The sequence below is a fragment of the Streptomyces sp. NBC_01497 genome (assembly GCF_036250695.1).
In the GTDB taxonomy this organism is placed as follows: domain Bacteria; phylum Actinomycetota; class Actinomycetes; order Streptomycetales; family Streptomycetaceae; genus Streptomyces.
In genome coordinates, this window is the sequence record NZ_CP109427.1 from 3085001 (window position 1) to 3111486 (window position 26486).

At 72.9% G+C, this 26486-nt stretch carries 16 protein-coding genes; 7 read left to right on the forward strand and 9 right to left on the reverse strand.

Annotated features, from left to right (window positions below):
• Window positions 1–270: 270 nt before the first annotated feature.
• Window positions 271–2700, reverse strand: coding sequence for a cell division protein PerM (locus OG310_RS13115; protein ID WP_329456067.1), 2430 nt, complete (start codon window positions 2698–2700; stop codon window positions 271–273).
• Window positions 2701–2817: 117 nt separating this feature from the next.
• Here OG310_RS13115 and OG310_RS13120 point away from each other — a divergent pair, with 117 nt between their 5' ends.
• Window positions 2818–4440, forward strand: a complete 1623-nt coding sequence (locus OG310_RS13120; protein WP_329456068.1) for a helix-turn-helix domain-containing protein — start codon at window positions 2818–2820, stop codon at window positions 4438–4440.
• 145 nt (window positions 4441–4585) lie between these two features.
• Here OG310_RS13120 and sucD read toward each other — a convergent pair whose 3' ends face one another.
• The 5 genes from sucD to OG310_RS13145 form a co-directional block, all read right to left on the reverse strand.
• The gene (sucD, locus tag OG310_RS13125) at window positions 4586–5470 is read right to left on the reverse strand and encodes a succinate--CoA ligase subunit alpha (RefSeq protein WP_329456069.1); all 885 of its coding nucleotides are present in this window, start codon (window positions 5468–5470) and stop codon (window positions 4586–4588) included.
• A 25-nt stretch (window positions 5471–5495) separates the two neighbouring features.
• A complete protein-coding gene (sucC, locus tag OG310_RS13130; protein ID WP_329456070.1) occupies window positions 5496–6671 on the reverse strand; it encodes an ADP-forming succinate--CoA ligase subunit beta in 1176 nt (391 codons plus the stop codon).
• Between the two features lie 492 nt (window positions 6672–7163).
• Window positions 7164–8363 (reverse strand): VWA domain-containing protein, encoded by a 1200-nt coding sequence (locus OG310_RS13135; protein ID WP_329456071.1) that lies wholly within the window; start codon window positions 8361–8363, stop codon window positions 7164–7166.
• Window positions 8360–11059, reverse strand: coding sequence for a DUF5682 family protein (locus tag OG310_RS13140; RefSeq protein ID WP_443078628.1), 2700 nt, complete (start codon window positions 11057–11059; stop codon window positions 8360–8362). Before OG310_RS13140 ends, OG310_RS13135 begins: the two co-directional genes overlap by 4 nt.
• Entirely contained in the window at window positions 11056–12180 is a 1125-nt protein-coding gene (locus OG310_RS13145; protein WP_329456072.1) for an ATP-binding protein, read from the reverse strand. The genes OG310_RS13140 and OG310_RS13145 overlap by 4 nt, the downstream gene beginning before the upstream one ends.
• Window positions 12181–12309: 129 nt before the next feature.
• Between OG310_RS13145 and OG310_RS13150 the strand changes: the two genes are divergently transcribed.
• Window positions 12310–13704: an SWIM zinc finger family protein gene (locus OG310_RS13150; protein WP_443078629.1), complete on the forward strand. Its 1395-nt coding sequence runs from the start codon at window positions 12310–12312 to the stop codon at window positions 13702–13704.
• 269 nt (window positions 13705–13973) lie between these two features.
• Window positions 13974–15587: a DUF5691 domain-containing protein gene (locus OG310_RS13155; protein ID WP_329456073.1), complete on the forward strand. Its 1614-nt coding sequence runs from the start codon at window positions 13974–13976 to the stop codon at window positions 15585–15587.
• Window positions 15588–16162: 575 nt separating this feature from the next.
• Here the strand turns inward: OG310_RS13155 and OG310_RS13160 are convergent.
• Complete coding sequence (locus OG310_RS13160; protein WP_329456074.1) at window positions 16163–16576, reverse strand: cobalamin B12-binding domain-containing protein; 414 nt, start codon at window positions 16574–16576, stop codon at window positions 16163–16165.
• Window positions 16577–16840: 264 nt separating this feature from the next.
• Between OG310_RS13160 and OG310_RS13165 the strand changes: the two genes are divergently transcribed.
• Window positions 16841–18505: a peptidoglycan DD-metalloendopeptidase family protein gene (locus OG310_RS13165; RefSeq protein WP_329456075.1), complete on the forward strand. Its 1665-nt coding sequence runs from the start codon at window positions 16841–16843 to the stop codon at window positions 18503–18505.
• A gap of 177 nt (window positions 18506–18682) precedes the next feature.
• On the opposite strand, the gene OG310_RS13170 is transcribed toward OG310_RS13165, so the two are convergent.
• A complete protein-coding gene (locus tag OG310_RS13170) occupies window positions 18683–21400 on the reverse strand; it encodes an ATP-dependent DNA helicase (RefSeq protein WP_329456076.1) in 2718 nt (905 codons plus the stop codon).
• Between the two features lie 357 nt (window positions 21401–21757).
• On the opposite strand from OG310_RS13170, the gene OG310_RS13175 reads away from it, so the two are divergent.
• On the forward strand, window positions 21758–22156 hold the full coding sequence (locus tag OG310_RS13175; RefSeq protein ID WP_329456077.1) for a hypothetical protein: 399 nt from the start codon (window positions 21758–21760) through the stop codon (window positions 22154–22156).
• Between the two features lie 465 nt (window positions 22157–22621).
• Here the strand turns inward: OG310_RS13175 and OG310_RS13180 are convergent, their stop codons facing one another.
• Window positions 22622–23146, reverse strand: a complete 525-nt coding sequence (locus OG310_RS13180) for a MarR family winged helix-turn-helix transcriptional regulator (RefSeq protein WP_329456078.1) — start codon at window positions 23144–23146, stop codon at window positions 22622–22624.
• A gap of 131 nt (window positions 23147–23277) precedes the next feature.
• Here OG310_RS13180 and OG310_RS13185 point away from each other — a divergent pair, with 131 nt between their 5' ends.
• The gene (locus OG310_RS13185; protein ID WP_329456079.1) at window positions 23278–24780 is read left to right on the forward strand and encodes an FAD-dependent oxidoreductase; all 1503 of its coding nucleotides are present in this window, start codon (window positions 23278–23280) and stop codon (window positions 24778–24780) included.
• 473 nt (window positions 24781–25253) lie between these two features.
• Window positions 25254–26471: a C40 family peptidase gene (locus tag OG310_RS13190; RefSeq protein ID WP_329456080.1), complete on the forward strand. Its 1218-nt coding sequence runs from the start codon at window positions 25254–25256 to the stop codon at window positions 26469–26471.
• Window positions 26472–26486: the final 15 nt, after the last annotated feature.

A 26486-nucleotide genomic window follows, 5' to 3' on the forward strand; every position in this document is an offset into this window, starting at 1 on the left:
CCGCCCCGCCCGCGTGGTGGTGGACGGGCGTTCCGGCCGTCGGCGGCGGCCCCGGCCCGCCGGAATCCGGCGGACCGGCCACGGTTCGCGCGCCGGAATCCGGCTGCTCCCCCGCGGGCGTCTCCCTTTGGCCGTTTCGATCGGGCGTTTCCGTCGGCCGTTCCGTCGGCCGTTCCGTTCGGCGAACAGGGCGGCCGGAGCCGGCCGGGCGGGCCGGAGCGATGGCCTCCACCGCTCCGGACGGCCCGGCAACCGGACCGAGGGCCGGTACTAGTCGTCCTCGCAGGCCGAAGGACCCGGGCCGTCCCCGGACCGTACGGGAGCATCCACCGGGGCGTCGTCCTCCTCGCTCGGGCCGACGGCAGGCGCGTCGGGTGCCCGCTCCGGCGCGGGCGGCCCGTCCTCCGCCGTCCGCCCCGCAGGAGCCGCCTCCTCCGAAGGCCTGTCCCCATGAGGCGCGGCCTTCGCGGGGCCGTCCCCGGGACGCGCCTCCGTCGAGGGTCCGTCCGCAGGACGTTCTGCCCTCGAAGGTGCGCCCGCAGGAGGTTCGACCCTCGCGGGTGCGTCCGCAACAGGCGTGACCTTCAAGGGCGCCTCCCTGGAAACCGTGTCCTCCACCGGCGTGGCCTCTGACGGCATCCGCTCGGTCTCCCCCTGATGCGTGGACAGATACGGAGCGGGATATGGAGACGGAGCCGGGGGCACGGGGGCCGACGGGGGCTGAGGCATCGGCGGGGGTGGGGGCGCCTCCTGACGCCGGGGCGCGGACGCGGGCTCGGCCGAGGTGGACGCCGCGGGCTCGGGCGGGGTCCCCGGCGGGGTCCCTTGCGGGGTCTCAGCCGCGGGCTCCGGCGCGGCCGACGGTTCCGGTCGCGACCAGGGGCGTCCCTCGGACGAGAAGTCCGCCATCAGCCCGCCGGAGACCTGCTTCAGCCCGGCCCAGCGGGCTTCACGCGCGCCGCGCTCGTGCCAGGACTCCGCCGACAGGAAGTCGTATCCCTCGGCCGTCCCGGCGCCCGGCGTCGCCGCGTCCGCCGGGGTACGCCGACGCAGCCAGGTCCAGGGACGCGTCCAGCGGCGGGCCGGCGCCACGGCGTGTCCGAGGCCGCCGGGTTGCGCGCGGGTGCCGTCGGCCGCGACCGGGGCGCCTCCGGCGGAGCCGGCCGCCTCCGCCGCGTGCGCCGTACCGTCGTCCGTACCCGTCGCGCCGGTCTCCGCAGGAGCGGACATCGGCGCCGCGTTCACCTTCTCGCTGCCGCCCACGGCCGGATCCGCCGCCCTCGTGCGGCGCGTGACGCGCAGCAGCAGCCCGGACCAGCGGCCCGGGGCCGTGGCGTCCTCCGCCGTCGCCGTGCCGCCCGGTGGGGCGAGGGCCGGCTCCTGCGTCACCTCGACCGCGTGATGGACGGCCCTCCTGCGCACCCGCCAGGCACGCACGACGAGGACGTACGGAACAGCGACCGCCACCGTCCACAGCAGCGCCGCCACGCCGGTCGTCCACCACAGGGGCCCGAACCGGGCCAGGCTCGCGGTGCCCAGCGGTCCGCCGGCGAGCGCCGCGAGCAACGCCGTCAGCGCCCCCGCCACCACCCCGCCCAGACCGGCTGCCAGCACGGTGTCGCCCGCGCTCCAGGCCTCCTCGCGGTCCACGAACGCCGGTGCCGCCTTGTGCAGGGTGAACGCGCCGACGGTCAGGCCCGCCGCGACCGGCACGAATGCCGCCGACCAGTGCTGCCAGCCGCCCACGCCCTGCGGTACGGCGGCCAGCAGCGGGAAGGACGGCAGCCCCGGGTCGCCCAGGGCGGCGAACGGCGTCACCGTCGTGGCCGTGTTGAGCGCGAATCCGGGCCCGAGGCCGTATGCGGCAGCCCATACGGCCGCGTTCGGGACGAGCACGAGGCCGAGCAGCAGTACGGCGAACCGGCCCGACCACACCATCGAGAGCCGCAGGAACGACTCCTGGGCCGTATGTCCGTGACGTACGAGCGACAAGGCCACGAGCACCGCGCCGCAGCCGAGCAGGACCGCGGCCGAGGCGGCGCCCGCGCGCACCGCGAGGCCGGTGAGGCGGCGCGCCGAGACCGACCAGAGCGTTCGGGCGCACCACGCGCGCGCCCCGTGGGGCAGCCACCTCGGCAGGGGGACGGCGGGCCGGCCCACGGCGCTCCAGGCGCCCGCGCCGGTCACGGCGATCACGAAGGCGGGCAGCACGGCCGCCGCCCGCAGGGGCGCCGCGGTGAACGCACCGGTGTGCGCGTACGCGACGGCTCCCGCGCCGACCAGCAGGTAGCCCCCGCTGACGGTGGCCACGGCGCCGAGCGCGGTGAGCTGCGGCCGTCCCTCCTGCGGTTCGAGCGCGTCACGGGCCGCCCGGTACGCCAGATAGCCGGGCAACGCGACGAGCAGCAGCGGCACGATCCCGACGGGCGCGGGCGCGCCGGACAGCGTTCCTGGTCGTACGAGGTCGATGCCGTGTGCGAGCAGCCAGAGTGCGACGGCCACGTGAAGGGCACCGCCCGCTCCGCTGTCCGGGTAAGGCGAGCTGATCCACAACGCCATGACCAGCACGGCAAGCGTGCCGAGGCCGAGGCATGCGGCGATGGAGCCGCGCAGGAAGGACGCGGTGAGCGCGGCGGCCCTGCCGCGCTCCAGGGCAGACGCGGACGACAACAACTCTCCGCGTTCGGTCACTTGGGTCACACCCGTAATGCTGCCTGCGACACGCTCTTTGGTCACGTAACAGGCGAATGCTCGACATGTCGATCATTATTCGGTTATGTGCTTTTCCGACAGAGCCCGTGCTGCGGAGACTCCCCGATGACGCAGAGCACCACCCGAAGCACCCCGACACCCCTCGCGCCCACGCCCCCGGCTCCCCCGCCGAAGGAGCGCCGAAGGCTGCGCGAGGGCAAGGCCATGACCGTGAAGCAGCTGGCCGCCACGGTGGGCGTGGCCCAGTCGACGGTGAAGAGCTGGGAGACGGGGCGTTCGCAGCCGAGCGGGCGCAAGGGCGAGCAGTACGTGCGACTGCTCGCGGTCTTCGCCCTGGAGGTGGCCGCCGCCGAGGAGGCCGAGGACGCGGCGGCGGCCGCGCGCGCGGCGGCGGAACGCGCCGAGACCGAACGGCAGGCGGTCGCGCGCCAGATCGCGCAGCTGGAATCCGTCCGATTGGCGGTGTCCGCCGCCGCCTCGGCGTCGGACGGAGGGACCGTCACCGCTCCGGCGGCCCGCCCGGACGCCGCCGGCACTCAGGCCCCCGTGGAGGAGCCCGACGAGCCCCGCACGACCACCGACGCCGGCACCGGTGCTGGTGCTGGTGCTGGTGCCGATACCGCTGATACCGCTGATACCGCTATCGGTGCTGATACCGGTCCCGGTACCGGAACTGACGTGGCGTCCGATGACGGCGGGGCCGCCCCCGCCGACGCGGAAGCGGCCCACCCCGACGCCGGTGCCCGAGACGCCGACACCGTTGCCGATGCCGGAGGCGCCGACACAGGTGCCGCTTCCGGTGCCGGAGACGCCGACACAGGTGCCGCTGATGCCGACGCCGACGCAGCCCCCCGACGGGTCGTCAACCTGGACAAAGCGTCGGACGGCTTCGGTGCGGGACCGGTCACCGTCACGCCCGAGCAGGCCTTCGACGCCCTGTACGCGTACGCCTCACCCGCCCTCGTACGCCAGGCGTACCTGCTGACCGGACATCGCGGGCTCGCCCGGGAATCCGTCGAGCGGGCGTTCCAACTGGCCTGGCAGCGCTGGCCCGAGGTCGCGGTGGACCGCGATCCGGCGAGCTGGGTGCGGGCCGCCGTGCACGAGTACGCGCTCTCGCCGTGGCACCGCTTCCGCACCGTGCGGGGCGTGCGCGTCGCGCGTCCGGGGCCGGACGCCGAGCCCGTCCCCGTGCCGAACGGGCGCGCGCTGCGTGAGGCCCTGCTGGCGCTGCCGCCCTCGTACCGGCGGGCGATGCTGCTCTACGACGGTCTCGGCCTCGACCTGCCCGACGCGGCGGCGGAGGCGCAGTCCAGCACGCCCGCCACCGCCAGCCGGGTGCTGCACGCACGTGAGGCCGTCGCCGCGCGGGCGCCTGAACTGTCGGACGCGGGCCTGCTGCACGACCGGCTCGACGGGCTGGCCCGCTGGGTCGCCGTGCCCTCGACGGCCCCCGCCAGGTCGGTGCGGCGCGGCAGTGAGCGGCGGGTGCGGATGTGGACGCGCGCGGCGATCGTCCTGACCGTGCTGATCGTGAGTGCGACGATCTTCACCCTGCTGACGGCGCCCCGCCAGTACAACGCTCCGGAGGCGCCGCCGGAGCGGGTGACGGGCGTGCCGCTACCGGGTGGTCCTCAGCCGCTGACACCCCAGGACCTGAAGCTGCGCGACAAGCTCGACGCCGTACCGCTGAACGGTCCTGAGCGGTTGCTCCCCCGCCCTGGCTGAGCGCCCGCCCGCACGCACCACCCGAAACGCCGAGTGGGCCCGCTCCCTGACGGGAGCGGGCCCACGGTGCTGACAGGCGGTGCGCACGGTCCGCGTGGTGCGGGATATGCGCTGCGCGCGGTGTGCGCGCGTGGCTGTCGGCAGGTCAGCCGGCGAGGACCGCGCGGGCGAGCTCCGCGGTCTCGGTCGGGGTCTTGCCGACCTTGACGCCGGCGGCCTCCAGGGCCTCCTTCTTCGCGGCGGCCGTGCCGGAGGAACCGGAGACGATGGCGCCTGCGTGGCCCATCGTCTTGCCCTCGGGCGCGGTGAAGCCCGCGACGTAACCGACGACCGGCTTGGTCACGTGCGCCTTGATGAAGTCGGCCGCGCGCTCCTCGGCGTCGCCGCCGATCTCGCCGATCATTACGATGAGGTCCGTCTCGGGGTCCGCCTCGAACGCCTTGAGGGCGTCGATGTGCGTGGTGCCGATGACCGGGTCGCCACCGATGCCGACGGCGGACGAGAAGCCGATGTCACGGAGCTCGTACATCATCTGGTAGGTCAGCGTGCCGGACTTCGACACGAGACCGATCCGGCCCGGCTTGGTGATGTCGCCGGGGATGATGCCCGCGTTGGACTGGCCCGGCGTGATGAGACCGGGGCAGTTGGGGCCGATGATGCGGGTCTTGTTGCCCTTGCTCGACGCGTACGCCCAGAAGGCGGCCGAGTCGTGCACGGCGATGCCCTCGGTGATGACGACGACGAGACCGATCTCCGCGTCGATCGCCTCGACGACGGCGGCCTTCGCGAAGGCCGGCGGCACGAAGACGACGCTCACGTCGGCGCCGGTCTTCTCCATCGCGTCGGCGACCGAGCCGAAGACGGGCACGGAGGCGCCGTCGAAGTCCACGGACGTGCCCGCCTTGCGCGGGTTCACGCCTCCGACGATGTTGGTGCCGTCGGCGAGCATGAGCTTGGTGTGCTTCATGCCGGTGGAGCCGGTCATGCCTTGGACGATGACCTTGCTTTCCTTGTTCAGGAAGATAGCCATGGTGTGGTTTTCCCTCGTCCTTTTCTTACTTGGCCGCGGCCAGCTCGGCAGCCTTGTCGGCCGCGCCGTCCATGGTGTCCACGCGCTGCACGAGCGGGTGGTTCGCGTCGGACAGGATCTTGCGACCCAGTTCCGCGTTGTTGCCGTCGAGGCGCACGACCAGCGGCTTCGACACGGTCTCACCCTTGGACTTCAGCAGCTCCAGGGCCTGCACGATGCCGTTGGCGACCTCGTCGCAGGCGGTGATGCCACCGAAGACGTTGACGAAGACGGACTTGACGTCCGGGTCGCCGAGGATGATCTCCAGGCCGTTCGCCATCACCTGGGCGGACGCGCCGCCGCCGATGTCGAGGAAGTTGGCCGGCTTCACGCCGCCGTGCTTCTCACCGGCGTACGCGACGACGTCGAGCGTCGACATGACGAGGCCCGCGCCGTTGCCGATGATGCCGACCTGGCCGTCAAGCTTGACGTAGTTGAGGTTCTTGGCCTTGGCCGCGGCTTCGAGCGGGTTCGCCGCGGCCTTGTCCTCAAGCGCCTCGTGCTCGGGCTGGCGGAAGTCCGCGTTCTCGTCCAGGGAGACCTTGCCGTCAAGCGCGATGATCTTGCCGTCACCGGACTTGACCAGCGGGTTCACCTCGACCAGCAGGGCGTCTTCCTTGACGAAGACGGTCCACAGCTTCTGCAGCGCCTCGGCGATCTGGTCCGCGACGTCGGCCGGGAACTTCGCGGCCTCGACGATCTCGCGGGCCTTCTCGGGCGTGCAGCCCTCGTTGGCGTCGACGGCGATGCGGGCCAGGGCCTCGGGGTGCTTCTCGGCGACGACCTCGATCTCCATGCCGCCCTGGACGGAGGCCATGGCGAGGAAGGTGCGGTTGGTGCGGTCGAGCAGGAAGGAGACGTAGTACTCCTCGGCGATGTCGGCGGTCTCCGCCAGCATCACCTTGTGGACCGTGTGGCCCTTGATGTCCATGCCCAGAATCTGACCGGCCTTCTCGACCGCGTCCGCCGGGTCGGAGGCCAGCTTGACGCCGCCGGCCTTGCCCCGGCCGCCGACCTTGACCTGAGCCTTGACGACGGCCTTGCCGCCGAGGCGCTCGGTCACGTCGCGGGCCGCCTCAGGCGTTTCGATGACTTCACCGGCCAGCACCGGTACACCGTGCTTGGCGAAGAGGTCCCTCGCCTGGTACTCGAACAGGTCCACGCGTGTCCGTCCCTTGTCTCTTCTTGAAACCGCAGCCTGTGATCGCGGGTTGCGATGATCTGCTAGTGATCTGCGTGGGCGTGCCGCGAAGGGCAACGTGACTGCGCTGTCACTGAGGGAGGCGTACACGGGGTCCGGAACGCGGCATGTCCGCCTGGCAGGTTATCTCCGTGAACGGGTGCACCCTAAATCACGGCTCACACATGAGCGGTGATACCTGTCACAGAGCGCACAGGACAGGGGCCCGCCTCCTCGTGCCCCGCCCGCGCCGACGCCCTCCACCGCACCCGCCCGGGGCCCCGTTCGCTCCGTGACGGTCCACTCACCCGGCGCGCCCCGGGGCGGTCGGCACGGGCCGCAAAGGGGCGCGGCCCGCCTCGTCCCGGCATGGACTCCACCCGCCCGGCCGGCCTCGTACGGCCCGGCCCCGGCCGGTCGCGGGCCGGACAGGACCCGCCCCGTCGCGGGCCGGACGGGCCGCGACGTCGCCGCTCACCTCGTCGCCACGGGCACGGCGGTGTCGTCGGGCACCGGTATCGGCCGCTTCTCGATGGCCGCCGCCATCACCTCGGGGAACAGGTCCGGCGTGCAGGCGAAGGCCGGCGCCCCCAGGGCGGCGAGCGCCGCCGCGTGCTCACGGTCGTAGGCCGGGGCGCCCTCGTCGGACAGCGCGAGCAGTGCCACGAACTGGACCCCCGACGCCTTCATCGCCGCGACCCGCTTCAGCATCTCGTCGCGGATGCCCCCCTCGTACAGGTCGCTGATGAGCACGACCACGGTGTCCGCCGGACGGGTGATGCGGGACTGGCAGTACGCCAGCGCGCGATTGATGTCGGTGCCGCCGCCGAGCTGCGTACCGAACAGCACGTCGACCGGGTCCTCCAGCTGGTCGGTGAGGTCGACGACGGCGGTGTCGAAGACCACCAGCCGGGTCGCGAGCGAACGCATCGAGGCGAGGACCGCGCCGAACACGGACGCGTACACGACGGACGCGGCCATGGAGCCCGACTGGTCGATGCAGAGAACGACCTCCTTCTTCACGGACTGGCCGGCCCGGCCGTATCCGATGACGCGCTCGGGCACGACGGTGCCGAACTCGGGCAGGTAGTTCTTGAGGTTGGCCCGGATGGTGCGGTCCCAGTCGATGTCGCGGTGGCGCGGGCGGCTGATGCGCGCGGAGCGGTCGAGGGCGCCGGTCAGCGTGGCGCGAGTCCGTGTGGCGAGGCGCCTCTCGATGTCCTCGACGACCTTGCGCACGACGGCGCGCGCGGTCTCCTTCGTCGTCTCCGGCATCGCCTTGTTGAGGGAGAGGAGCGTCCCGACGAGGTGCACGTCGGCCTCGACGGCCTCCAGCATCTCCGGCTCCAGAAGCAGTGCGGACAGCCCGAGCCGGTCGATGGCGTCGCGCTGCATGAGCTGCACGACGGAGCTCGGGAAGTACGTGCGGATGTCGCCGAGCCAGCGGGCGACGGTCGGTGCCGAAGCGCCGAGCCCGGCGGTCCTGCCTCCGCGTGCGGGGCGTGCGCCGCCGCCTCCACCCCCGTAGAGGGCGGCGAGCGCACTGTCCATGGCGGCGTCGGTGCCGCTGAGCCCGCGTCCGGTGCCGTCGGCGTCCCCGCCGAGCACCATGCGCCACCTGCGCAGCCGCTCGTCCCCTTCGGCCACCTGTCCGGGCGCTGTGCTGTGGGTCATCGGTTCTCCTCCGGGACGGTGCGGGCGGACGGGCCCGCGAGAGCCGGTACCGGCACGGCGGCGGCCGGTCCGGGCGACGGGCCGGCGGTCCGCCGTGCGGGTACGGGGACGGCCGCGCGGCCCAGCAGGAGGGCGACGAGCGGGACGACGGCGTCCGCGCGTGCCCGGTCCCGCTGCGGCGCGAAGCCCGGCGCGGTGGTGTCGGTGGAGGGCACGGCGCCGGCCGACGGGCCCCGGCGGACCTGCTCGCCGAGCGTCCGGCGCACCCCCGGCTCGTAGGCCGAGAACGTGCGCCGCAGCAGCGGGAGTACGTCCGTGAAGGCGGTGGCCGGTACGCCGGTCAGCCAGGCGTCGACCAGCGCCAGCAGACGCTCGTCGTGCACCAGGAGCATCCCGCCCCCCGACGTGCCGCCGACGAAGCCCTCGATCCACGCGGCCGCGTCCTGCGGCGGCGTCCCGGGCGACAGCGCGAGCCCCATCAGCCGGGCTGCGTCGTCGTCCGCGAGGCGGCAGTCGTCCAGCAGGAGCCGGGCGGCGCGGCCCCGGACGACGCCCGGCACGCTGTCGCGCCCGCTGAGCCTGGTCAGCGTGGCGGCCCAGCGGCCGGGCAGATCGTGGTCCTGGCCGTCCTCGGCGGATGGCAGCAGGGCGATCGCGGTGTGCACGGCGTCGAGGTGGCCGCGCATCTCCTGCGCGCCGTCGTCGTCGAGTCCCGCGCACGCCGGGGGCAGTCCGACGCAGATCCGCTCCGCGAGCGCGGTCGCCACCTCCCCGAGGGCGGCGGTGTCGGTGCCGCGCACGTCCCCGTACCGCAGGGTGCGGGCCAGCGCGGGCAGCGCCTGGGCGAGGTGCGCGACATCCGCGTCGAGCGCGGCACGGTCCGCGAGCGCCCGCATCACGACCGGCAGCGCGTCGGGCAGGGCCGCCAGCAGACACTGCTCCGCGAGCGCCGTGACGTCGCTGAGCGCCACGGCGGACACGGCGGCGGACTCGGCACGCGCTGTCGCGGCGGCGAGCACGGTCGTGCCCCAGATGCCCGCCTCGGCGACGCGCACGTACAGCTCCGGCTCCCAGCGCAGCCGCCACGCCTCCCGGAACGTACCGGAGTTGGCGCGCCCCGCCGTGGGCTCGCCCCAGCCGATGCCGAGGAGGCGCAGCCGGTGCAGCAGGGTCGAGCGGGCGGCGTCGGTCTCCTTGCGCAGGTCGAGGTCGAGTTCGCGCTCCAGTGCCTCCGGCTTGAGCCGCAGGGTGCGCTGCTGCCGGGTCAGATCGCGCTGGAGCGGCACGGCGGGTGCCGCCTCCGGAACCTCGCCGAGGGCGTCGCCGACGATCAGCCGGTCCGTGATCAGCGCGAGCGGTACGTCGGACCCCTCGCACATGACCGCCCGGACGGCGTCGATCGTCTCGGTGAGGCCGGCCAGCGGCCTGCCGCGCATGGCTGCGAGGGCCCGGGCCAGCCGCACCGCCTCGATGACGTGCGCGGGTGAGACCGTCCTGTCCTCGTCCCGCAGGAGTCCGGCGACCTTCGTCATCCACCGCTCGACGGGCCGGTCGGGCGCCTCGAAGAGATGGCCGTACCAGCCGGGCGAGTCGATGCCCGCACCGTAGCCGCTGCGCCGGGCGAGCCTTCGATGGGTCCACGGCACCCATGTCAGCTCCGCCTTGACCTTGGGCAGCCCCTTCAGAAGCGCCCTGTCGGCGGTGGCCGTGGTCTTCTCCAGCAGTGCCGGGACATGCCAGGCCCCGCACACGACCGCGACACCGCCGCCGTCCGCGAAGTCGCCGAACTCCTTGCGGGCCGCGCGCAGCCGCCCGCGCATATGGGCCTCACGGACCACGTCGCGACGATGTCCCCCGTCGCCGAAGCGCTCGCGCAGCGCGGCCATCGCCTCGGCCACGGCCTCGAACGGCGCGAACGGGTCGACGCCCTGGCCCCGGTGCTCGACCGCGTCCTCCCACCAGCGCTCGGGGTCGTCGTATCCGGCGGCCTGTGCGAGGACCGCGATCGGGTCGACGCGCAGATCCTCCACGGGCCCGGCGGCTTCCTCCGCCCCCTGCTCCCCGGCGTCCGGGCCGCCGCCCGCTCCCCCGTGGTCCCCGCTCTCACGCTCGCTCGCGACACCGGCCTCCGGCTCGTCGGGCCGTGCTTCGCGGTCCTCGTCGGCCCGTGCTTCGCGGTCCTCGTCGGCCCGTGCTTCGCGGTCCTCGTCGGCCCGTGCTTCGCGGTCCTCGTCGGCCCGTGCTTCGCGGTCCTCGTCGGCCCGTGGCTCACGGTCCTCGTCGGCAAGCACCAGGGAGTGCGCGGCGGGCAGGTCGATGAACCGTACGGGCACCCCGCGCTCGACCGCCCAGCGCAGGGCGACCCACTCCGGCGAGAACGCGGCGAGCGGCCAGAACGCGGCGCGCCCCGGATCGTCCACCGCGTGTGCCAGGAGCGCGACGGGTGGGCGCATGGCCGCGTCGGCAACGAGAGCCACCAGCGCATCGGCCTCCGGCGGACCCTCGATGAGGACGACACGGGGCGCAGCGGCCTCCAGCGCGGCAAGCACTCCGCGCGCCGAGCCGGGACCGTGGTGCCGTACGCCGAGGAGCAGCGGTCCCCGCGCGGGCGGCGCGCCCGTCGTCCCCGATTCGCCTGCCCCCGAGCGTCCGCCCCCGTCCGTACCCGCGGGGACCCCCCTCGCGGGCGTGGTCACGCGGTCACCTCGCGGCACGCACGGTAGAAGTCCTTCCAGCCGTCCCGCTCGCGGACCACGGTCTCCACGTACTCCTGCCAGATGACGCGGTCGGCGGCCGGGTCCCGGACCACGGCGCCGAGGATGCCGCTCGCGACATCGGCGGGTCGCAGCACACCGTCGCCGAAGTGCGTGGCCAGGGCGAGGCCGTTGGTGACGACCGAGATCGCCTCGGCCGTGGAGAGCGTGCCCGACGGGGATTTGAGCTTGGTGCGCCCGTCGGACGTGACACCGTCACGCAGCTCCCGGAAGACCGTGACGACCCGGCGGATCTCGGACATGCCGTCCGTCTCGACGGGGAGCCCGAGGGAACGGCCGATCTGGTCGACGCGGCGCGAGACGATCTCGACCTCCGCCTCCGGTGACGCGGGCAGCGGCAGCACCACCGTGTTGAACCGCCTGCGCAGCGCGCTGGACAGGTCGTTGACCCCGCGGTCGCGGTCGTTGGCCGTCGCGATGACGTTGAACCCGCCCACCGCCTGGACCTCGTCACCCAGCTCGGGGATGGGCAGGGTCTTCTCGGACAGGATCGTGATCAGCGAGTCCTGCACGTCGGCGGGGATGCGCGTCAGCTCCTCGACACGCGCCGTGAGCCCTTCGGACATGGCCCGCATCAGGGGGCTCGGCACCAGCGCGTCCCGGCTCGGGCCGAGCGCGAGGAGCTGCGCGTAGTTCCACCCGTAGCGGATGGCCTCCTCGGGGGTGCCCGCCGTGCCCTGCACCAGCAGGGTGGAGTCCCCGCTGACGGCGGCGGCCAGGTGCTCGGACACCCAGGTCTTGGCCGTGCCGGGCACGCCGAGGAGCAGCAGGGCGCGGTCGGTGGCGAGCGTGGTGACGGCGACCTCGACGATACGGCGCGGCCCCACGTACTTCGGGCTGATGACCGTCCCGTCGGGCAGCGTGCCGCCCAGCAGATACAGCGAGACGGCCCAGGGCGAGAGGCGCCAGCGCTCGGGCCTCGGCCTGTCGTCCTGCGCGGCGAGCGCCGCGAGCTCATCCGCGAAGGCGTCCTCCGCATGCGGGCGCAGAACGGCCGCGGCGGGCTTCGTGGCGGTTTCGGGCAGGGCGTGGGACACGGTCATGGATCCCCCTCCAGATCGGTCGACCGGATGTGGTGACCACGGTGCACCATGCCACTGACAATCGACTGTCGCCGCTGGTCAGCGCCGGTGGACGACCGATTGTCAGTGGCCCGCCCTACCGTCGTCGGCATGAGTGATCTGGGGGTGCGCCGGACGGCGGAGCAGGTGCTCGCACTGGCTCCTGACGATGCGTCACGCAGGGCCGGGAGCAAGCTAGGTGCCGCGGGGCCGTGGTCGGAGACGGGTGCGGGCGCCGAGGGCGCGCCGGGCGCTGTGTGGGGTTTGTGCAAGGGGAGCGGCAGCAAGCCGTATCAGACGGTCGTGGACACGGCGGGGCCCGCGTACAAGTGCAGTTGTCCCAGCCGCAAGTTCCCGTGCAAGCACGCTCTGGGGCTGCTGCTGCTCCTGGCGTCGGACGGGGACGGGTTCGCAGCGGCCCAGGAGCCGCCCGCCTGGGCGCAGGAATGGCTCGCCGCGCGCAGGAAACGGGCGGAGCGGTCCACAGAGGGCGACGCCGGCGCGGGGGCGGCGAGGACCGCTGACCCCGAGGCGGCGCGGCGTAGGGCGGATCGCAGGGCGGCACGGATCACGTCGGGCGTGAGCGAACTGGAGCGGCGCCTAGCGGATCTGGTGCGGGGCGGGCTCGCTGGGGCGGACCAGGCCGGGGGCACCTCCCGATCGGAGCCCGCTGGGGGGTACGGCCCCTGGGAGGAGACCGCGGCCCGCATGGTCGACGCGCAGGCGCCCGGCCTGGCCGGGCGCGCCAGGGAACTGGGGCTGATACCGAGTTCGGGCGCGGGGTGGCCGGCGCGGTTGCTGGAGGAGTCGGCGCTGCTGCACCTCCTGAACAGGGCCTGGCTGGGCGTCGACGGCCTGCCGGAGCAGCTGGCGACGACGGTGCGCACCCGCGTCGGCCTGCCCTCGGGCCCGGAGGGGGAGCAGATCAGGGACACGTGGTCGGTGCTCGCCCAGTACGACACGTCCGACGGCAAGCTGACGACGCGCCGGATCTGGCTGCACGGCCGGACTTCTCGCAGGTGGGCGCTGGTGCTCGGCTTCGGGGTCGCGGGCCGCGCACCGGAACCGGCCCTGCCGGTCGGGCTCGCGGTCGACGCCCGGATCGCGCCGCACGCCGGGGCGGGCCAGTTGCGGGCGGCCTGGGGGGAGCAGTTCGGCGCCCCGGAGGCGATGGGATCGCCGCCGGCGGGCGGCACGGTGGCAGCGGCGGCCGAGGCGTACGGGACGGCACTGCTGTCGGATCCCTGGCTCGACACGTGGCCGGTGGTCCTGTCCGATGTCGTTCCTCTGCCACCGGGCGAGCGGGCCGGCTGGCGGTTGGCGGACGCGGCGGGCGGGGCGGCGCTCCCCCTGACGGCACGGGCGGTGGACCGGCCCGGCCTGTGGAAGCTGGTCGCGTTGGCCGGCGGGCGTCCCCTGACGGTGTTCGGGGAGTGCGGGCACCGGGGCTTCGAGCCGCTCGGGGCGTGGTCTGCGGAGGCGGCGGGAATGGTGGCGCTGACATGACGGCGGGGGCGGTGGGGATGACCGGGACTTCGGCCGCGGCGACGCCGGGGACGGCAGGGACAGCGGGAATGGCAGGGACGGCAGAGATGGTGGACACGGTGAAGGCGGCCGGGGTGGCAAGGGCAGTGAGGGCGGCGGGGGTTCAGGGCTCGGCGAGGGCAGCGGGGGTTCAGGAGCCGGCGACCGAGGCAGGGATTCAGGAGTCGGCGACTGCGGCCGGCGCATCGAGAACCGTGGGAGCAGACGGCACGGGAGGGGAATCGGAACCGATGGTGGCCGACCCCGGCACGCAACCGCGCTGGGAGGATCTCCTTACCTCGGCCCTGCTGGGTACGGACCGCAGGACGCCGCCCGCCGGTGTCCTCGCGCCCGACGTGGCGCCCCCGGAGGCCCTGTTGGACGCCGCGGCCCTGAGCACCGTACGACGGCGGGCGGGACTGCTCCCGTCCGCCGGCGAGGGCGAGCGCCCCGAGCCGGCGCCACGCGAGGACCGTCCGGCGCCTCCCGAGGCCGCGGTGCACCGGCTGACGATGCTGCTCACCGACCGCGCCGCGGGATCTACGGGTTCCGGCCGCCGCGGTACGGCGCCCGACCTGGCGGAACTGCTACCGCAGTGGCTCGCCGCGGCGAACGGCCACGGGTACGCGGCACCCGCCGCCGTCCTGCCCGCACTGCTGGACACGGCGCGGGCACGGACCGATCTGCGGCCGCACGCCCTGACGTTCGCGGGGGCGCGCGGGCTGTGGCTGGCGCGCTTCAACCCGGAGTGGAAGTTCGCCCTGCGGGGCGGCTCCGGCAGCGCGGTCCTGCCTGACCTGGCGGACGAGGAGGCGGTCCTTCGGCTGTGGGAGGAAGGGCTGTTCGCGGAGCGGGTCGCCCTGCTCGGCGCGCTGCGCACGCGGGACGCGGGACGGGCCCTCGCCCTCCTCGTGTCTACGTGGACGACCGAGCGGGCCGAGGACCGGCTGATGTTCCTGGACTCGCTGCGGACGGGGCTGTCCGACGCGGACGAGCCGTTCCTCGAGGCGTCGCTCGCGGACCGCAGCCGCAACGTCCGCTCGACGGCCGCGGAGTTGCTGTCCGGGCTGCCGCACTCGGCGCTGGCCGCGCGGATGGCGGAGCGCGCCACCGTATGTGTGGCGCTCGATCCACTGGCGTCGCGGACGTCGATCGTGGTCGAGGCACCGTACGCGTGCGACGCGGACATGCGGCGCGACGGGGTGGTCCCGACCCCTCCGACCGGCCGGGGCGAGCGGTCGTGGTGGCTGAGCCAACTGGTCGAGGCCGCACCGCTGGGCGTGTGGCCCGGGCGGCTCGGAGGCCGGACGCCCGAGGAGATCGTCGCCCTGCCGATAGCCGACGACTGGCGGGCGGACCTGCATGCGGCGTGGTGCAAGGCGACGATCCGGCAGCGCGACGAGGGCTGGGCCCGTGCCTTGCTGGACGGCGCTCCGCCGTCGGACCGTTCGCGCCTGCTGGCGGTGCTGCCGCGGCAGGAACGGGCGCGGCGAGTGGCCTCGTTCATCGCGACGGACGGCCTGTCCGAGGCATTCCAACTGCTGGCCGTGTGCGCGGTGCCCTGGGCGGAGCCGCTGGGCGGCGCGGTGATCGACGCACTGGACATCGCGCGGGAGACGGGGAGTTACCCGTGGAGCTTCAGCGGGGCGATGGGCCTCGCGGAACGCTGCCTGGACCCGCGGGAGGCGGACCGCCTGGAACTGCTGACGGCACCTTTGACCGAGACGGAGGACACCTCACCGGGAGCCGGCGGCTACTGGTCCGAAGCCTTCAGGCGGCTCGTGTCGACGCTCCGGCTACGGGCCCGCATGCATGACGAACTGTGCGGTGGGGCCGGGGGAGGAACCGGGAGGGCGACGACTTGAGGAGCTGAGACGCGGGGCGAGGCGGGCCCCGCCCGGGAGGAGTCGGGGGCCGCCGGGTCACCGGGCTCCGGCCTCCGGGTTCCGAGCGCTGACGTTCCGGACACTCGGGGTTCCGAATGCCGGGGGTTCCGGGGGTTCCGTCCGCCGGCGTTCCGAGTGCTGAGGTTCCCGACGCAAGGAATGCCACCGAGGAGCACGCCCGAGGAACGCGAGCCGACAACCCGTACAACACCGGCCCAGGCGAGCCGAGATGGCCGGGCCGACGGTACTCGCAGGATGTGCACCAGCCGTCAGCCGGCACTCGCAGGCCGTCTCGCGGACGCCGCCTCGTCGAACGTGCGGGCCGAAGACACGGACCTGAGCTCCAGGTTGACGACGCGGACCGATAACGCGGACCGGAGGGGCCGAGCAAGGCGCTGCCCGGGCGTGCGGGTTCGGCCTCGCGCGTCGGCGCCTCCTCACCGCGCGACGGGCCATCGCCGACGCCACCCCCGAGCCCCGGCCCTCGGTACGGGACGGGGGCTGAGACTGGGGCAGGGACGCGGGGCCGGCACGGGGAAAGGGGCGCGGCGGCGCTACGCGCCCGCGGACTCCCGTACGTTCGCGTTCACCCATGCCACGATCGATGTCGTCGTGGCGCCCGGGGTGAAGATCTCCGCGACGCCGTGCTCCTTGAGCGGCGCGATGTCCGCCTCCGGGATGATCCCGCCACCGAACACCTTGATGTCCGCCGCGTCGCGCTCCTTGAGCAGTTCGATGACCTTCACGAAGAGCGTGTTGTGCGCACCGGAGAGGATCGAGAGGCCGATCGCGTCGGCGTCCTCCTGGATCGCCGTGTCGACGATCTGTTCCGGGGTCTGGTGCAGCCCCGTGTAGATGACTTCCATGCCCGCGTCACGCAGCGCACGCGCGATGACCTTCGCGCCGCGGTCGTGGCCGTCGAGGCCCGGCTTCGCGACCACTACGCGGATCGGACCGGTCACACCCATCACTGCCTCCACTCACCACACCATCACGACGGACCAAGTGAACGAACGTTATCCACAGCATCGCGCACGCGGCCATTTCCCGGTGCGAGGCATGGGCCAAATCACATGACGCATTTCGAACATCGCGTCGAGTGATCGGCCGGTCCCCGCCGAAACACACGTGATTGCCCGGTTCCGCAACGGCCGGAACCTCCAGAAGATTGTCCGCGTCGCATACCGCCGGGTACAGTCGCGGCCACTGCTGTCGAGGCGAGAGAGAAGTTGGTGGAAGACCAGCCCGCCCAAGCCGACTACGCCGCTTACGAGACGGATCCGCTCTTCGGGGCGCTTCCCGGCGGTTACGACGCGCAGCAGCACGGGAGTGAGCAGTACCAGTACGGCGCCGGTCAGTATCCGGAGCAGCAGCACACGTATGCCGGGACGACCGGAGAGTGGGACGGCGGGACGGCGGGCTCATACACCCCGACACCGGCTCCCCGGGCTCCCGGTCACCAGGCCCCGGGTCCCTCGGCACAGCCCTACGACTGGGCGCCGGCTCCCGAATTCCAGCACGAGCACGGATACGCCTACCCGGCGGCGGCCACGGCGGTCGGCCCCACGCCCACCCTCGTCCACGGCGTCCAGGTTCAGGATCCGTACGGCTACTACCAGCAGCACGAGTCCGCCGCGCCCGGCTACGAGCCCACCATGCAGTGGACCGTCCCGGCGGAGGTCCTTGTGGACCCGCAGGACCAGCAGACCCAGATCCACCTTCAGGTTCAGGTTCCGCCGGCGGCGCACGTCCACCACCAGCAGGGCGGGCACCACAGCGGCCAGGGCCACGGGCAGGCGCAGCCGGAACCGGAGCCCGCTCCGGCTCCCGCGCCTTACGACGCCGGCTGGTACGCGTCCCAGGACACCGTCATCGCCCAACTCGTCGTCCCGTTGGCCGAACCGGACCAGCATCAGCATCCGCGGCAGGACCCGGCCCAGGACGGCGCGGCGGGCCATGATGGGCACGCTCACCCTGACGCCGCACCCGTCGGGAGTCCCGCTGCGGACCCCGACGCCGGCCCCGGCGGGGAGCCGGAAGCGGAATACGGCGCCGATCCTGTCGCGGAGCCCGGCGAACCCGTGGCGGAGCCGGCACCACAGTCCCGGGTGACCCGCGCCGGCACCCGAACGACCGCCCGCGCGGCAGGCAGTGGCAGCCGTCGCCGTGCCCCCGCCAAGCGTTCCGCGCTGCTGACGATCGCTGTCCCGTCCGCCTGCGTGATGGGCGTGGCCGGGATCGCCGCCGCGTCCATGAACGCGGTGGGCGGCGGTGACGACAAGCAGGACGACACGACGACCACGGCCGCCGCCGATCCCGCGTCCGTGAAACCCGTCGCCGCCAACGACAAGATGGACACGCAACTGGCCGCACTCAGCGCGGACGCCCGTGACTTCGGGGACCGCGCGAGCCGCACGCAGGAGCGCATCGACCTCAAGGAACGCCAGGCGGCGGACAAGAAGAAGCGTGACCAGGAGGCGGCCCGCAAGGAGGCCGCCCGCCCCAAGTACCTGCTCCCCGTCAAACAGCGCGGGTTGAGTGCCTACTTCGGACAGGCGGGCGTCAACTGGATGTCCGTGCACACCGGTATCGACTTCCCCGTCATGACCGGTACGCCGGTGATGGCCGTCACCGACGGCACCGTACGCACGAAGTGGAACCCCAGCTACGGCAACATGGCGATCGTGACCGCGCCGGACGGCACGGAGACGTGGTACTGCCACCTCAGTAGCACGCGCGTGCGATCGGGTTCGGTCAAGGCCGGGGACGTCATCGCGTACTCCGGCAACACCGGCAACACCACAGGGCCGCACCTGCACTTCGAGGTACGGCCCGGGGGCGGCGCCGCGATCGACCCGCTGCCGTGGCTCCGCAGCCACGGCCTCGACCCGACCTGAGCCCCGCGCCGGGCTGCTCGGAACCGCCCCGGGGCACGGCCCCCGGACACTCGCTCGGAGCCGTCTCCGGAACCCGGCCCGGAGCCCCCGGTTTCCCGGGGCGCCCCGGCCGCCGGCTCCGGACCCCGGGCCGCGGACCCGGGACCACAGGCCTCGCCGCCCCCGATCCCTACCGCTTCACAGCTTCTCGACCGGCGCGTAGCGCAGCAGCAGCCGCTTCGGCTTCGGATCGCCGAAGTCGATCTCGGCCTGCGCCTCGGAGCCCGAGCCCGACATCGCGACGACCGTGCCCAGTCCGAACTTGTCGTGGGTGACCCGGTCGCCGACGGCGAGAGCGATGACCGGACGGTCGGTGATCTGCCCCTTCTGGCGCGATCGCGTACCGCCCCGACCGATTCCGCCGCCCGACAGCGGCGAGAACGCGCCACCCGACGACGAGGACGACACCGGGCCCGCCGGGATCTGCGCGCCGGTCCGCTTCCAGTCCAGGTGCGCTCCCGGAATCTCCTCCAGGAAGCGCGACGGCGGGTTGTACGACGGCTGGCCCCACGCGCTGCGCATGGAGGACCGCGTCAGGTACAGCCGTTCGCGGGCGCGCGTGATCCCCACGTACGCGAGGCGGCGCTCCTCCTCCAGCTCCTTCGCCTCGCCGAGGGCCCGCATGTGCGGGAAGACGCCGTCCTCCATGCCCGTCAGGAAGACGACGGGGAATTCGAGGCCCTTGGCGGTGTGCAGCGTCATCAGCGTGATGACGCCGGAGCCGTCCTCGTCCTCGTCGGGGATCTGGTCGGAGTCGGCGACCAGCGCGACCTGTTCAAGGAACTGAGCCAGGACGCTCCCGCCGGCCGCGGCACCGGCACCGGCACCCGCAGCCGTGCCCGCATCAGCCCCGGTCGCAGCGTCGCCGGCAGCACCAGCACCAGCCGTCGTACCGGCTCCGGCACCGGCGTCAGCGGTCGTTCCGGCGCCGGCGTCGGCACCGGCGTCAGCAGTCGTTCCGGCACCGGCGTCGGCGGTCGCACCGGCTCCGGCGCCGTCCGCGTCCCCTGCCGGAGCCCCGGCCGCCGTCCCCGCCTGTTCGCGCGCCTGCTCGAACTCCAGCGCCACTGAGGCGAGTTCCTGGAGGTTCTCGATGCGCGTCTCGTCCTGGGGGTCCGTCGAGGACTGCAACTCGGCGAGGTAACCGGTCCGTTCGAGGATCGCTTCGAGCACCGTCGCGGGACCCGCGCCGCCCTCGACGACCGTCCGGAGGTCTTCCATCAGCGTGTTGAACCGCTTGACCGCGTTCGCCGAGCGGGCCGCCATCCCGTACGCCTCGTCCACGCGCACGAGTGCCTGCGGGAAGGTGATCCGCTCGCGCTGCGCCAGCGCGTCGATCATCGCCTCGGCACGGTCGCCGATCCCGCGCTTCGGCACGTTGAGGATCCGGCGCAGCGGGACGCTGTCCTCGGGATTCGCGAGGACGCGCAGGTACGCGAGGACGTCGCGGACCTCCTTGCGCTCGTAGAAGCGGACGCCGCCGACGACCCGGTAGGGCAGACCCACACGGATGAAGATCTCTTCGAAGACACGCGACTGCGCGTTCGTGCGGTAGAAGATCGCGACGTCGCCGGCCTTCGCGTCACTCGCGTCGATCAGCCGGTCGACCTCGTCGGCGACGAACTGGGCCTCGTCGTGCTCGGTGTCCGCCACGTAGCCGGTGATCTGCGCGCCCGCGCCCGCCTTGGTCCACAGGTTCTTGGGGCGGCGGCTCGCGTTGCGCTCGATGACGGCGTTGGCGGCGCTGAGGATGGTCTGCGTGGAGCGGTAGTTCTGCTCCAGCAGGATCGTCGTCGCGTCCGGGTAGTCCTCCTCGAACTGGAGGATGTTGCGGATCGTGGCGCCCCGGAACGCGTAGATCGACTGGTCCGCGTCACCGACGACACACAGCTCGGCCGGGTCGTACGCCTCACCGGTGGACTTGTCGACGCCCGACGGGCCCACCAGTTCCCGTACGAGGGTGTACTGCGCGATGTTCGTGTCCTGGTACTCGTCGACCAGGACGTGCCGGAAGCGCCGCCGGTAGTGCTCCGCGACGTCCGGGAACGCCTGGAAGAGCTGGACCGCCGTCATGATGATGTCGTCGAAGTCCAGGGCATTGGCCTCGCGCAGCCGCGCCTGGTACATCCGGTACGCCTCGGTGAGCGTCTTCTCGAAACCTCCCCCGGACTCCGTCTGGGAGGTGCCCCCGGACACCTGATCCGCGAAGGTCTCCTCGTCGATGAGCTCGTTCTTGAGGTTGGAGACCTTGGCGGAGAACGACTTGGGCGGATAGCGCTTCGGATCCAGCTCCAGATCACGGCAGACCAGCGCCATGAGCCGCTTCGAGTCGGCGGCGTCGTAGATCGAGAAGGACGACGTGAACCCGAGCCTCTTCGATTCGCGCCGCAGGATCCGTACGCACGCACTGTGGAACGTCATCACCCACATGGCCGCGGCACGCGGTCCGACGAGCTGCTCGACGCGCTCCTTCATCTCGCCGGCGGCCTTGTTGGTGAACGTGATGGCCAGTATCTGGCCGGGGTGCACGTCGCGCGTCGCCAGCAGGTGGGCGATGCGGTGCGTGAGGACGCGGGTCTTGCCCGACCCGGCGCCCGCGACGATGAGCAGCGGCGAGCCCGTGTGCACGACGGCGGCGCGCTGCTCGGTGTTCAGACCGTCGAGCAGCGCGGCGGGGTCCACCACGGTGCGGGGGGCACCGTCGCGGTGGTACGCATCCCTGGCCGCGGGCACGTGGAACGCTCCCTCGAAGAGGTCGTCGGGCACCCGCTCGGGAGCGGTGTCCTCGGGCGGCGGAGGCTCTTCGCCGGGAGGCTGGAGGTCCGCAAGAAAATTGTCGTCAAAGAGGCTGCTCATCGCTCACCGAGTCTAGGCGGTCCCACCGACAGCCCGCCGGGAGTCCCCGGAGTCCCAGGAGTCCCGGCAGCGCCACGGAGCGCCGGGGTGGTATGAGGGCTCAGGGGCAACCGAAGGATCCCGGGGTCACGGGGCCGGCACGCCGGAGATGCCGAACGGTGTCCTCTCCGTTCTTGCCGACGTGCCTCCCCGGCGAGTAGAAGACGCGTATGGGGCTACGGGGGGACGGTCCGGCGCCTGAGGTGTACGGGCCCGAGTACAACAGCGCCGACGTCCGGGCCGACATGGCGCGACGCCGGGCGAGCCTGCGCGGAGAGCCACTCGGAGGGTGCCTGCGGTCCCTGCTGGGGTGCGCGTGTGTCCTTGCTCGGCGCGGCGGTGCTCGCGCTGGCGCTGCTCTGGTGGGTGCTGGCCCAGTGGCCGCATCCGGGGGCGAAACGTGCCCTCCCCCGTCAGCCCGCGCCGATCAGCGCGGCCATGGAACGGGTGAGGGAAGGGCTGGCGGCGGCGAACGCGGACCACAGGCTCACGGACGACGAGATCGACAGGGCGCTGGACCCGAAAGTCCCCCTGCTGGTCGAGCGCGGGACGGCGGCGACGACGATCGTCGTGACGGATGCCCGGTGCCCGGCGTCCTGCGCGACCTTCACGGCGTACGGCGACGGCCGCGTGACGGACCGTGTCGCCCTGTGTCCGCCGCGCGGCACGGTCACGATCCGCAGCGGTACGGAGACCCGGCGGCCCCCGCGCGGCTGAGACCCGGCAGGGCGCGCGTCGCGCGGGGCTCAGGGTGCCGCTGGGCTCGGGGCACGACAAGGTTGAGGCCCGGCGGACCCGGGTCGCAGAAGGGCTCGGGTCGCGGCAGGGATCGGCGCGGTGCCAGGGCTGAGGAGCGGCACACCTTGGGCCGACGGCGGGCCGGCCCCGGGACGACGGCGATGGCGATGGCGACTTCGACTTCGACTTCGCGGGCGCGGATTGCCGGACTCGGCTCGGGGCGCAGGGACACCGACAGCGACGAGGCCGCTCCGCTGGTCGCCACGATGGCCGGCACCCGTCACCGCCACGCCACATGCACAGGAGAGCTGCACAAGGAGTGCGAGCAGCCGACCGGCGTCGTGCCGAGCGACCTCGAATCATCCTCCCGGGGCCGGCCGGCGGGCGGGATGGAGCCGCCCCGGACCATCCTGTGCCGGCTCCGCGGGGCCGGATCATGCGGCCTCAGATCGCGCTGAGACCGGAGACGAGCGTGCTCGCCAGCAGGGAGAGGCGGGAGCACTGCTCCTCGGTCAGGCCCGCCGTCAGAGCGAGGACCCGCCGGTCGGCCTCGACGGTCAGTACGCGGGCCAGGATGTGCCCTTCCTCGGTCAGCGACACCTGCACCGCGCGTCCGTCGTGGGGTGAGGGGTCGCGGCGGACCAGGCCGCGGCGCTCCGCCCGGTCCACCAGACCGGTCATGCTCGACTTGTCCAGTCCCAGATGCCTGGCTAGCTCCTGCATTCCGGGCTCGCGGTCGCGCAGCACACCGAGCAGCCGCAGCTGGATGACGGACAGCCCGTGGTCCGTGGCGACCTTCCCCAACGCGCTCTGCACCACGAACGACAGCTGAGCCAGGCTGTCCACGATCCCCAGATCCACTACCCGCGCGGCCTCGGCCGGTGCCGCTGACCCCGCCGGTTCCGCGTGGGCGGGTCCGGCCGGGCGCGGTCGGGCGGAGCGCGTGCCGCGTGCGGCGTCGTCAGGCATGCGCCCACCTTACGTGCCTACTTGACTTAGTACGTGACGCCAACTAATTTTGTTTGTGACACGTACTAACTCGTGCCGCCGGACCTTGCCCTGGCAGGTTCTGGCGACCAGCGGCGATGGAGAGTTGAGCTGTGGCGCGCATCGCGGACACCCAGGTGATCATCAGCGGGACAGGGGCCGCAGGGCTGACTCTCGCCCTCGATCTGGCCCGTCGGCAGGTGGACTTCCTGCTGATCGACAAGGCCCCGCAGCCCTTCGCCGGATCGCGCGGCAAGGGGATCCAGCCCCGGAGCCAGGAGGTGTTCGAGGACCTGGGCGTGATCGACCGGATCGTCGCCTCGGGCGGCGTGTATCCCGTCGAGCGCGTCTACACCAAGGAGGGGCCGGTCGACAGGCCGGCCGTCGTGATGCCGGAACCCACGCCGCAGGAGCCGTACCGGATCCCGCTGCTCGTGCCGCAGTTCCTCACCGAGCGCGTGCTGCGCGAGCGGCTGGCCGAGCTCGGCCATCTCCCGCGTTACGGGCACGAACTCGTCGGCTTCGACCAGGACACGGACGGGGTCGACGCGCGGATCGCGACGCCGGACGGTGAGCGGACCGTGCGCGCGGCCTATCTGGCGGGCGCGGACGGCGGATCCAGCTTCGTCCGCAAGAATCTGGGCATCGGGTTCCCGGGCAAGACCCTGGGCGTCCGGGCGATCGTGGCCGACGTGCTGGTCGAAGGCGTGACGTCGGACGCCTGGCACCGCTGGGGCCAGGGGAGTCCGGCGCAGGTGTCGCTGTGCCCGCTCAGGGGCACCGACATGTTCCAGCTCCAGGCCCCCGTGCCCTTCGCCATCGATGTGGACCTCTCGGCCGACGGGCTCACCGCGCTGCTCCGGGAACGCACGGGCCGGGAGGACGTCGTGGTCCGCTCCGTGTCCTGGGGGTCCGCGTACACGATGAACGCGCGGCTGGCCGACTCGTACGGGCGCGGGCGCGTGTTCCTGACCGGGGACGCGGCGCACTGCCATCCGCCGACCGGCGGGCAGGGGCTGAACACCAGTGTCCAGGACGCCTACAACCTCGGCTGGAAACTGGCAGCCGTCCTCGGCGGCGCCCCCGAGTTCTTGCTGGAGACCTACGAGAGGGAGCGCCGGCCGATAGCCCAAGAGGTTCTCGGCCTGTCCGAGAGGCTGCTCGAAGCGGCCAAGACCCGGGCCACGCAGCGGGGGCGCGAGGTGAGCCAGCTCGACCTCGGTTATCCGGACTCCCCCTTGACGATGACCGATCCCGGCCGCGACAAGGGCGTCCTGGCCGGCGATCGCGCGCCCGATGCCCCGGTGACCGGTGCGGGCGGGCTCGCCACCCGGTTGTTCACATTGTTCCAGGGGCCGCACTGGACCCTGCTCGGTTACGACGTCGCCCGTGCAGAGGCCCCCGCGCCGCGCGGCGGCCTCCACATCCACAGCATCGGCGCGCGGGGCGACATGTTCGACACCGGCGGCCACGTCCGGGACGCGTACACGCTGTCGTCCGGCCAGTGGGTGCTGATACGCCCGGACGGGTACGTCGCGGCCGTGGTCGCCACCTCCGGCCTCGGTGCCGTGGAGACCTACCTCGACGCGGTCGGCGTCCGGCCGCCCCTGCGGTGACCGAGCCGCCGGCATCACACGCGAGCGATGCCGCGTCGGGGCGGGGCACCCCGGGCGCGGCCGGGTGGAGCACGGCGCCGCGGCGCACCAGGAGTGGGTGTGCCACCCGCGACCTCTTCGGAGTCTGGGCTTCGACGTGGTCACGAAAAAGTCTCGGGAATGTATCGGACCAATCGAACATGGTTCTTCCCAGCGGCAGCGCGGTTGGCTAGCGTGCTGGCTCGAACGATAGTCCCACCCACATCACTCACAACTCCCGCACCACGCACGCCACCCGTACGACCCGCACGGTCCCGGCACGACGCGCACGACCGGCGTCACCCAGCACCACTCGTGCACCCCGCACGGCTCGTGCGCCCCGCATGCCGTTGCCAACGACGGCCCCAGCGCCGCTGCCAACTGCCGCCCCGCACGTCAGGTATCCCCGGCCCTGTCGGCGCACCGCCGCAAGGGCCTGGAAGGAGACGCCCGTCATGACCTCGCACCGTAAGCCGCGCGGCAGCACCCTCGTCCGCGCCGGCTCCCCCGCCGTCGGTATCACCACCGCGGCGCTCGCGTCCGTCACGCTCCTCGGGACCAGTTCCGGTACCGCGACGGCCGCCGGCTCTGCGACGACGTCCACAACCAAGGCGTCGACGGTCTCCGCCACCACCGCGAGCCCGAAGCCGGGGCCGTCGATCGAAAAGGTGCGGCAGCAGGTCGACGACCTGTACCGCCAAGCCGGCTCGGCCACCGAGGACTACGACCAGGCCAAGGAGTCGACGGGCAGGCAACGGACGGCACTGGACTCCCTGCTGGACGACATCGCGCAGCGTGCGGACCAGGTGAACGAGTCCAGATCCAGGCTCGGCATGTACGCCACGGCGCAGTACCGGCAGGGCGCGGTCTCCCCGACCGCGGCACTGATCTTCGCGGACAGCCCGCAGTCGTATTTCGACGAGACGCAGCTGATGAACCGCATGAGCGACCGGCAGAACGGCGCCCTCGCCGACTTCCAGAGCCAGCAGGCCGCAGCGGCGAAGAAGCGCGTGCAGGCGGCGAAGCAACTGCAGTCACTGACGGCGTCCCAGGCCGAACTGCAGGCGAGCAAGCAGGAGATCCAGCAGAAGCTGGGCGACGCGCAGGCACTCCTGTCGAAACTGACGGCGCGGGAGAAGGCTCGGCTCGCCGCGCTGGAGAAGAAGAAGGAGGCCGAGGCTCGGGCGAAGGCACAGGCAAAAGCCCAGCAGGAGGCGCAAGCCCAGGCGGCGGCGCGCAAGGAGCAGCAGGCGCGCGACCAGCAGAAGCCGTCCACCGGCACCGCCAAGCCGCCGGCGAGCACGTCCCCTTCCTCCGGTTCCACTTCCCAGGCCGACCAGGCGCTCGCGTTCGCGCGGGCGCAGATCGGCAAGCCGTACGTGTGGGGAGCAACGGGCCCCAGTTCGTACGACTGCTCCGGTCTGACACAGGCGGCCTGGCGTGCGGCGGGCGTCGACCTGCCCCGCACCACGTACGACCAGGTGAACGCGGGCACGCGCGTCGCCACCGCCGATCTGCGCCCCGGCGATCTCGTCTTCTTCTTCTCCGACATCAGCCATGTCGGCATGTACATAGGCGGCGGCATGATGATCCACGCCCCGAAGCCGGGTGCGAAAGTGCGGGAAGAGTCGATCTACACGATGCCGATCTACGGCGCGGTCCGCCCGGCCTGACGCGCTCTCGGGGAA

What these genes read in the sequence shown, in the direction of transcription:
- OG310_RS13180 (WP_329456078.1), bottom strand. Translation starts at nt 23,146, where the DNA reads ATGCCTGACGACGCCGCACGCGGCACGCGCTCCGCCCGACCGCGCCCG.
- OG310_RS13160 (WP_329456074.1), bottom strand. Translation starts at nt 16,576, where the DNA reads ATGGGTGTGACCGGTCCGATCCGCGTAGTGGTCGCGAAGCCGGGCCTC.
- sucD (WP_329456069.1), bottom strand. Translation starts at nt 5,470, where the DNA reads ATGGCTATCTTCCTGAACAAGGAAAGCAAGGTCATCGTCCAAGGCATG.
- OG310_RS13150 (WP_443078629.1), top strand. Translation starts at nt 12,310, where the DNA reads ATGAGTGATCTGGGGGTGCGCCGGACGGCGGAGCAGGTGCTCGCACTG.
- OG310_RS13170 (WP_329456076.1), bottom strand. Translation starts at nt 21,400, where the DNA reads ATGAGCAGCCTCTTTGACGACAATTTTCTTGCGGACCTCCAGCCTCCC.
- OG310_RS13145 (WP_329456072.1), bottom strand. Translation starts at nt 12,180, where the DNA reads ATGACCGTGTCCCACGCCCTGCCCGAAACCGCCACGAAGCCCGCCGCG.
- OG310_RS13155 (WP_329456073.1), top strand. Translation starts at nt 13,974, where the DNA reads ATGGTGGCCGACCCCGGCACGCAACCGCGCTGGGAGGATCTCCTTACC.
- OG310_RS13190 (WP_329456080.1), top strand. Translation starts at nt 25,254, where the DNA reads ATGACCTCGCACCGTAAGCCGCGCGGCAGCACCCTCGTCCGCGCCGGC.
- OG310_RS13120 (WP_329456068.1), top strand. Translation starts at nt 2,818, where the DNA reads ATGACGCAGAGCACCACCCGAAGCACCCCGACACCCCTCGCGCCCACG.
- OG310_RS13135 (WP_329456071.1), bottom strand. Translation starts at nt 8,363, where the DNA reads ATGACCCACAGCACAGCGCCCGGACAGGTGGCCGAAGGGGACGAGCGG.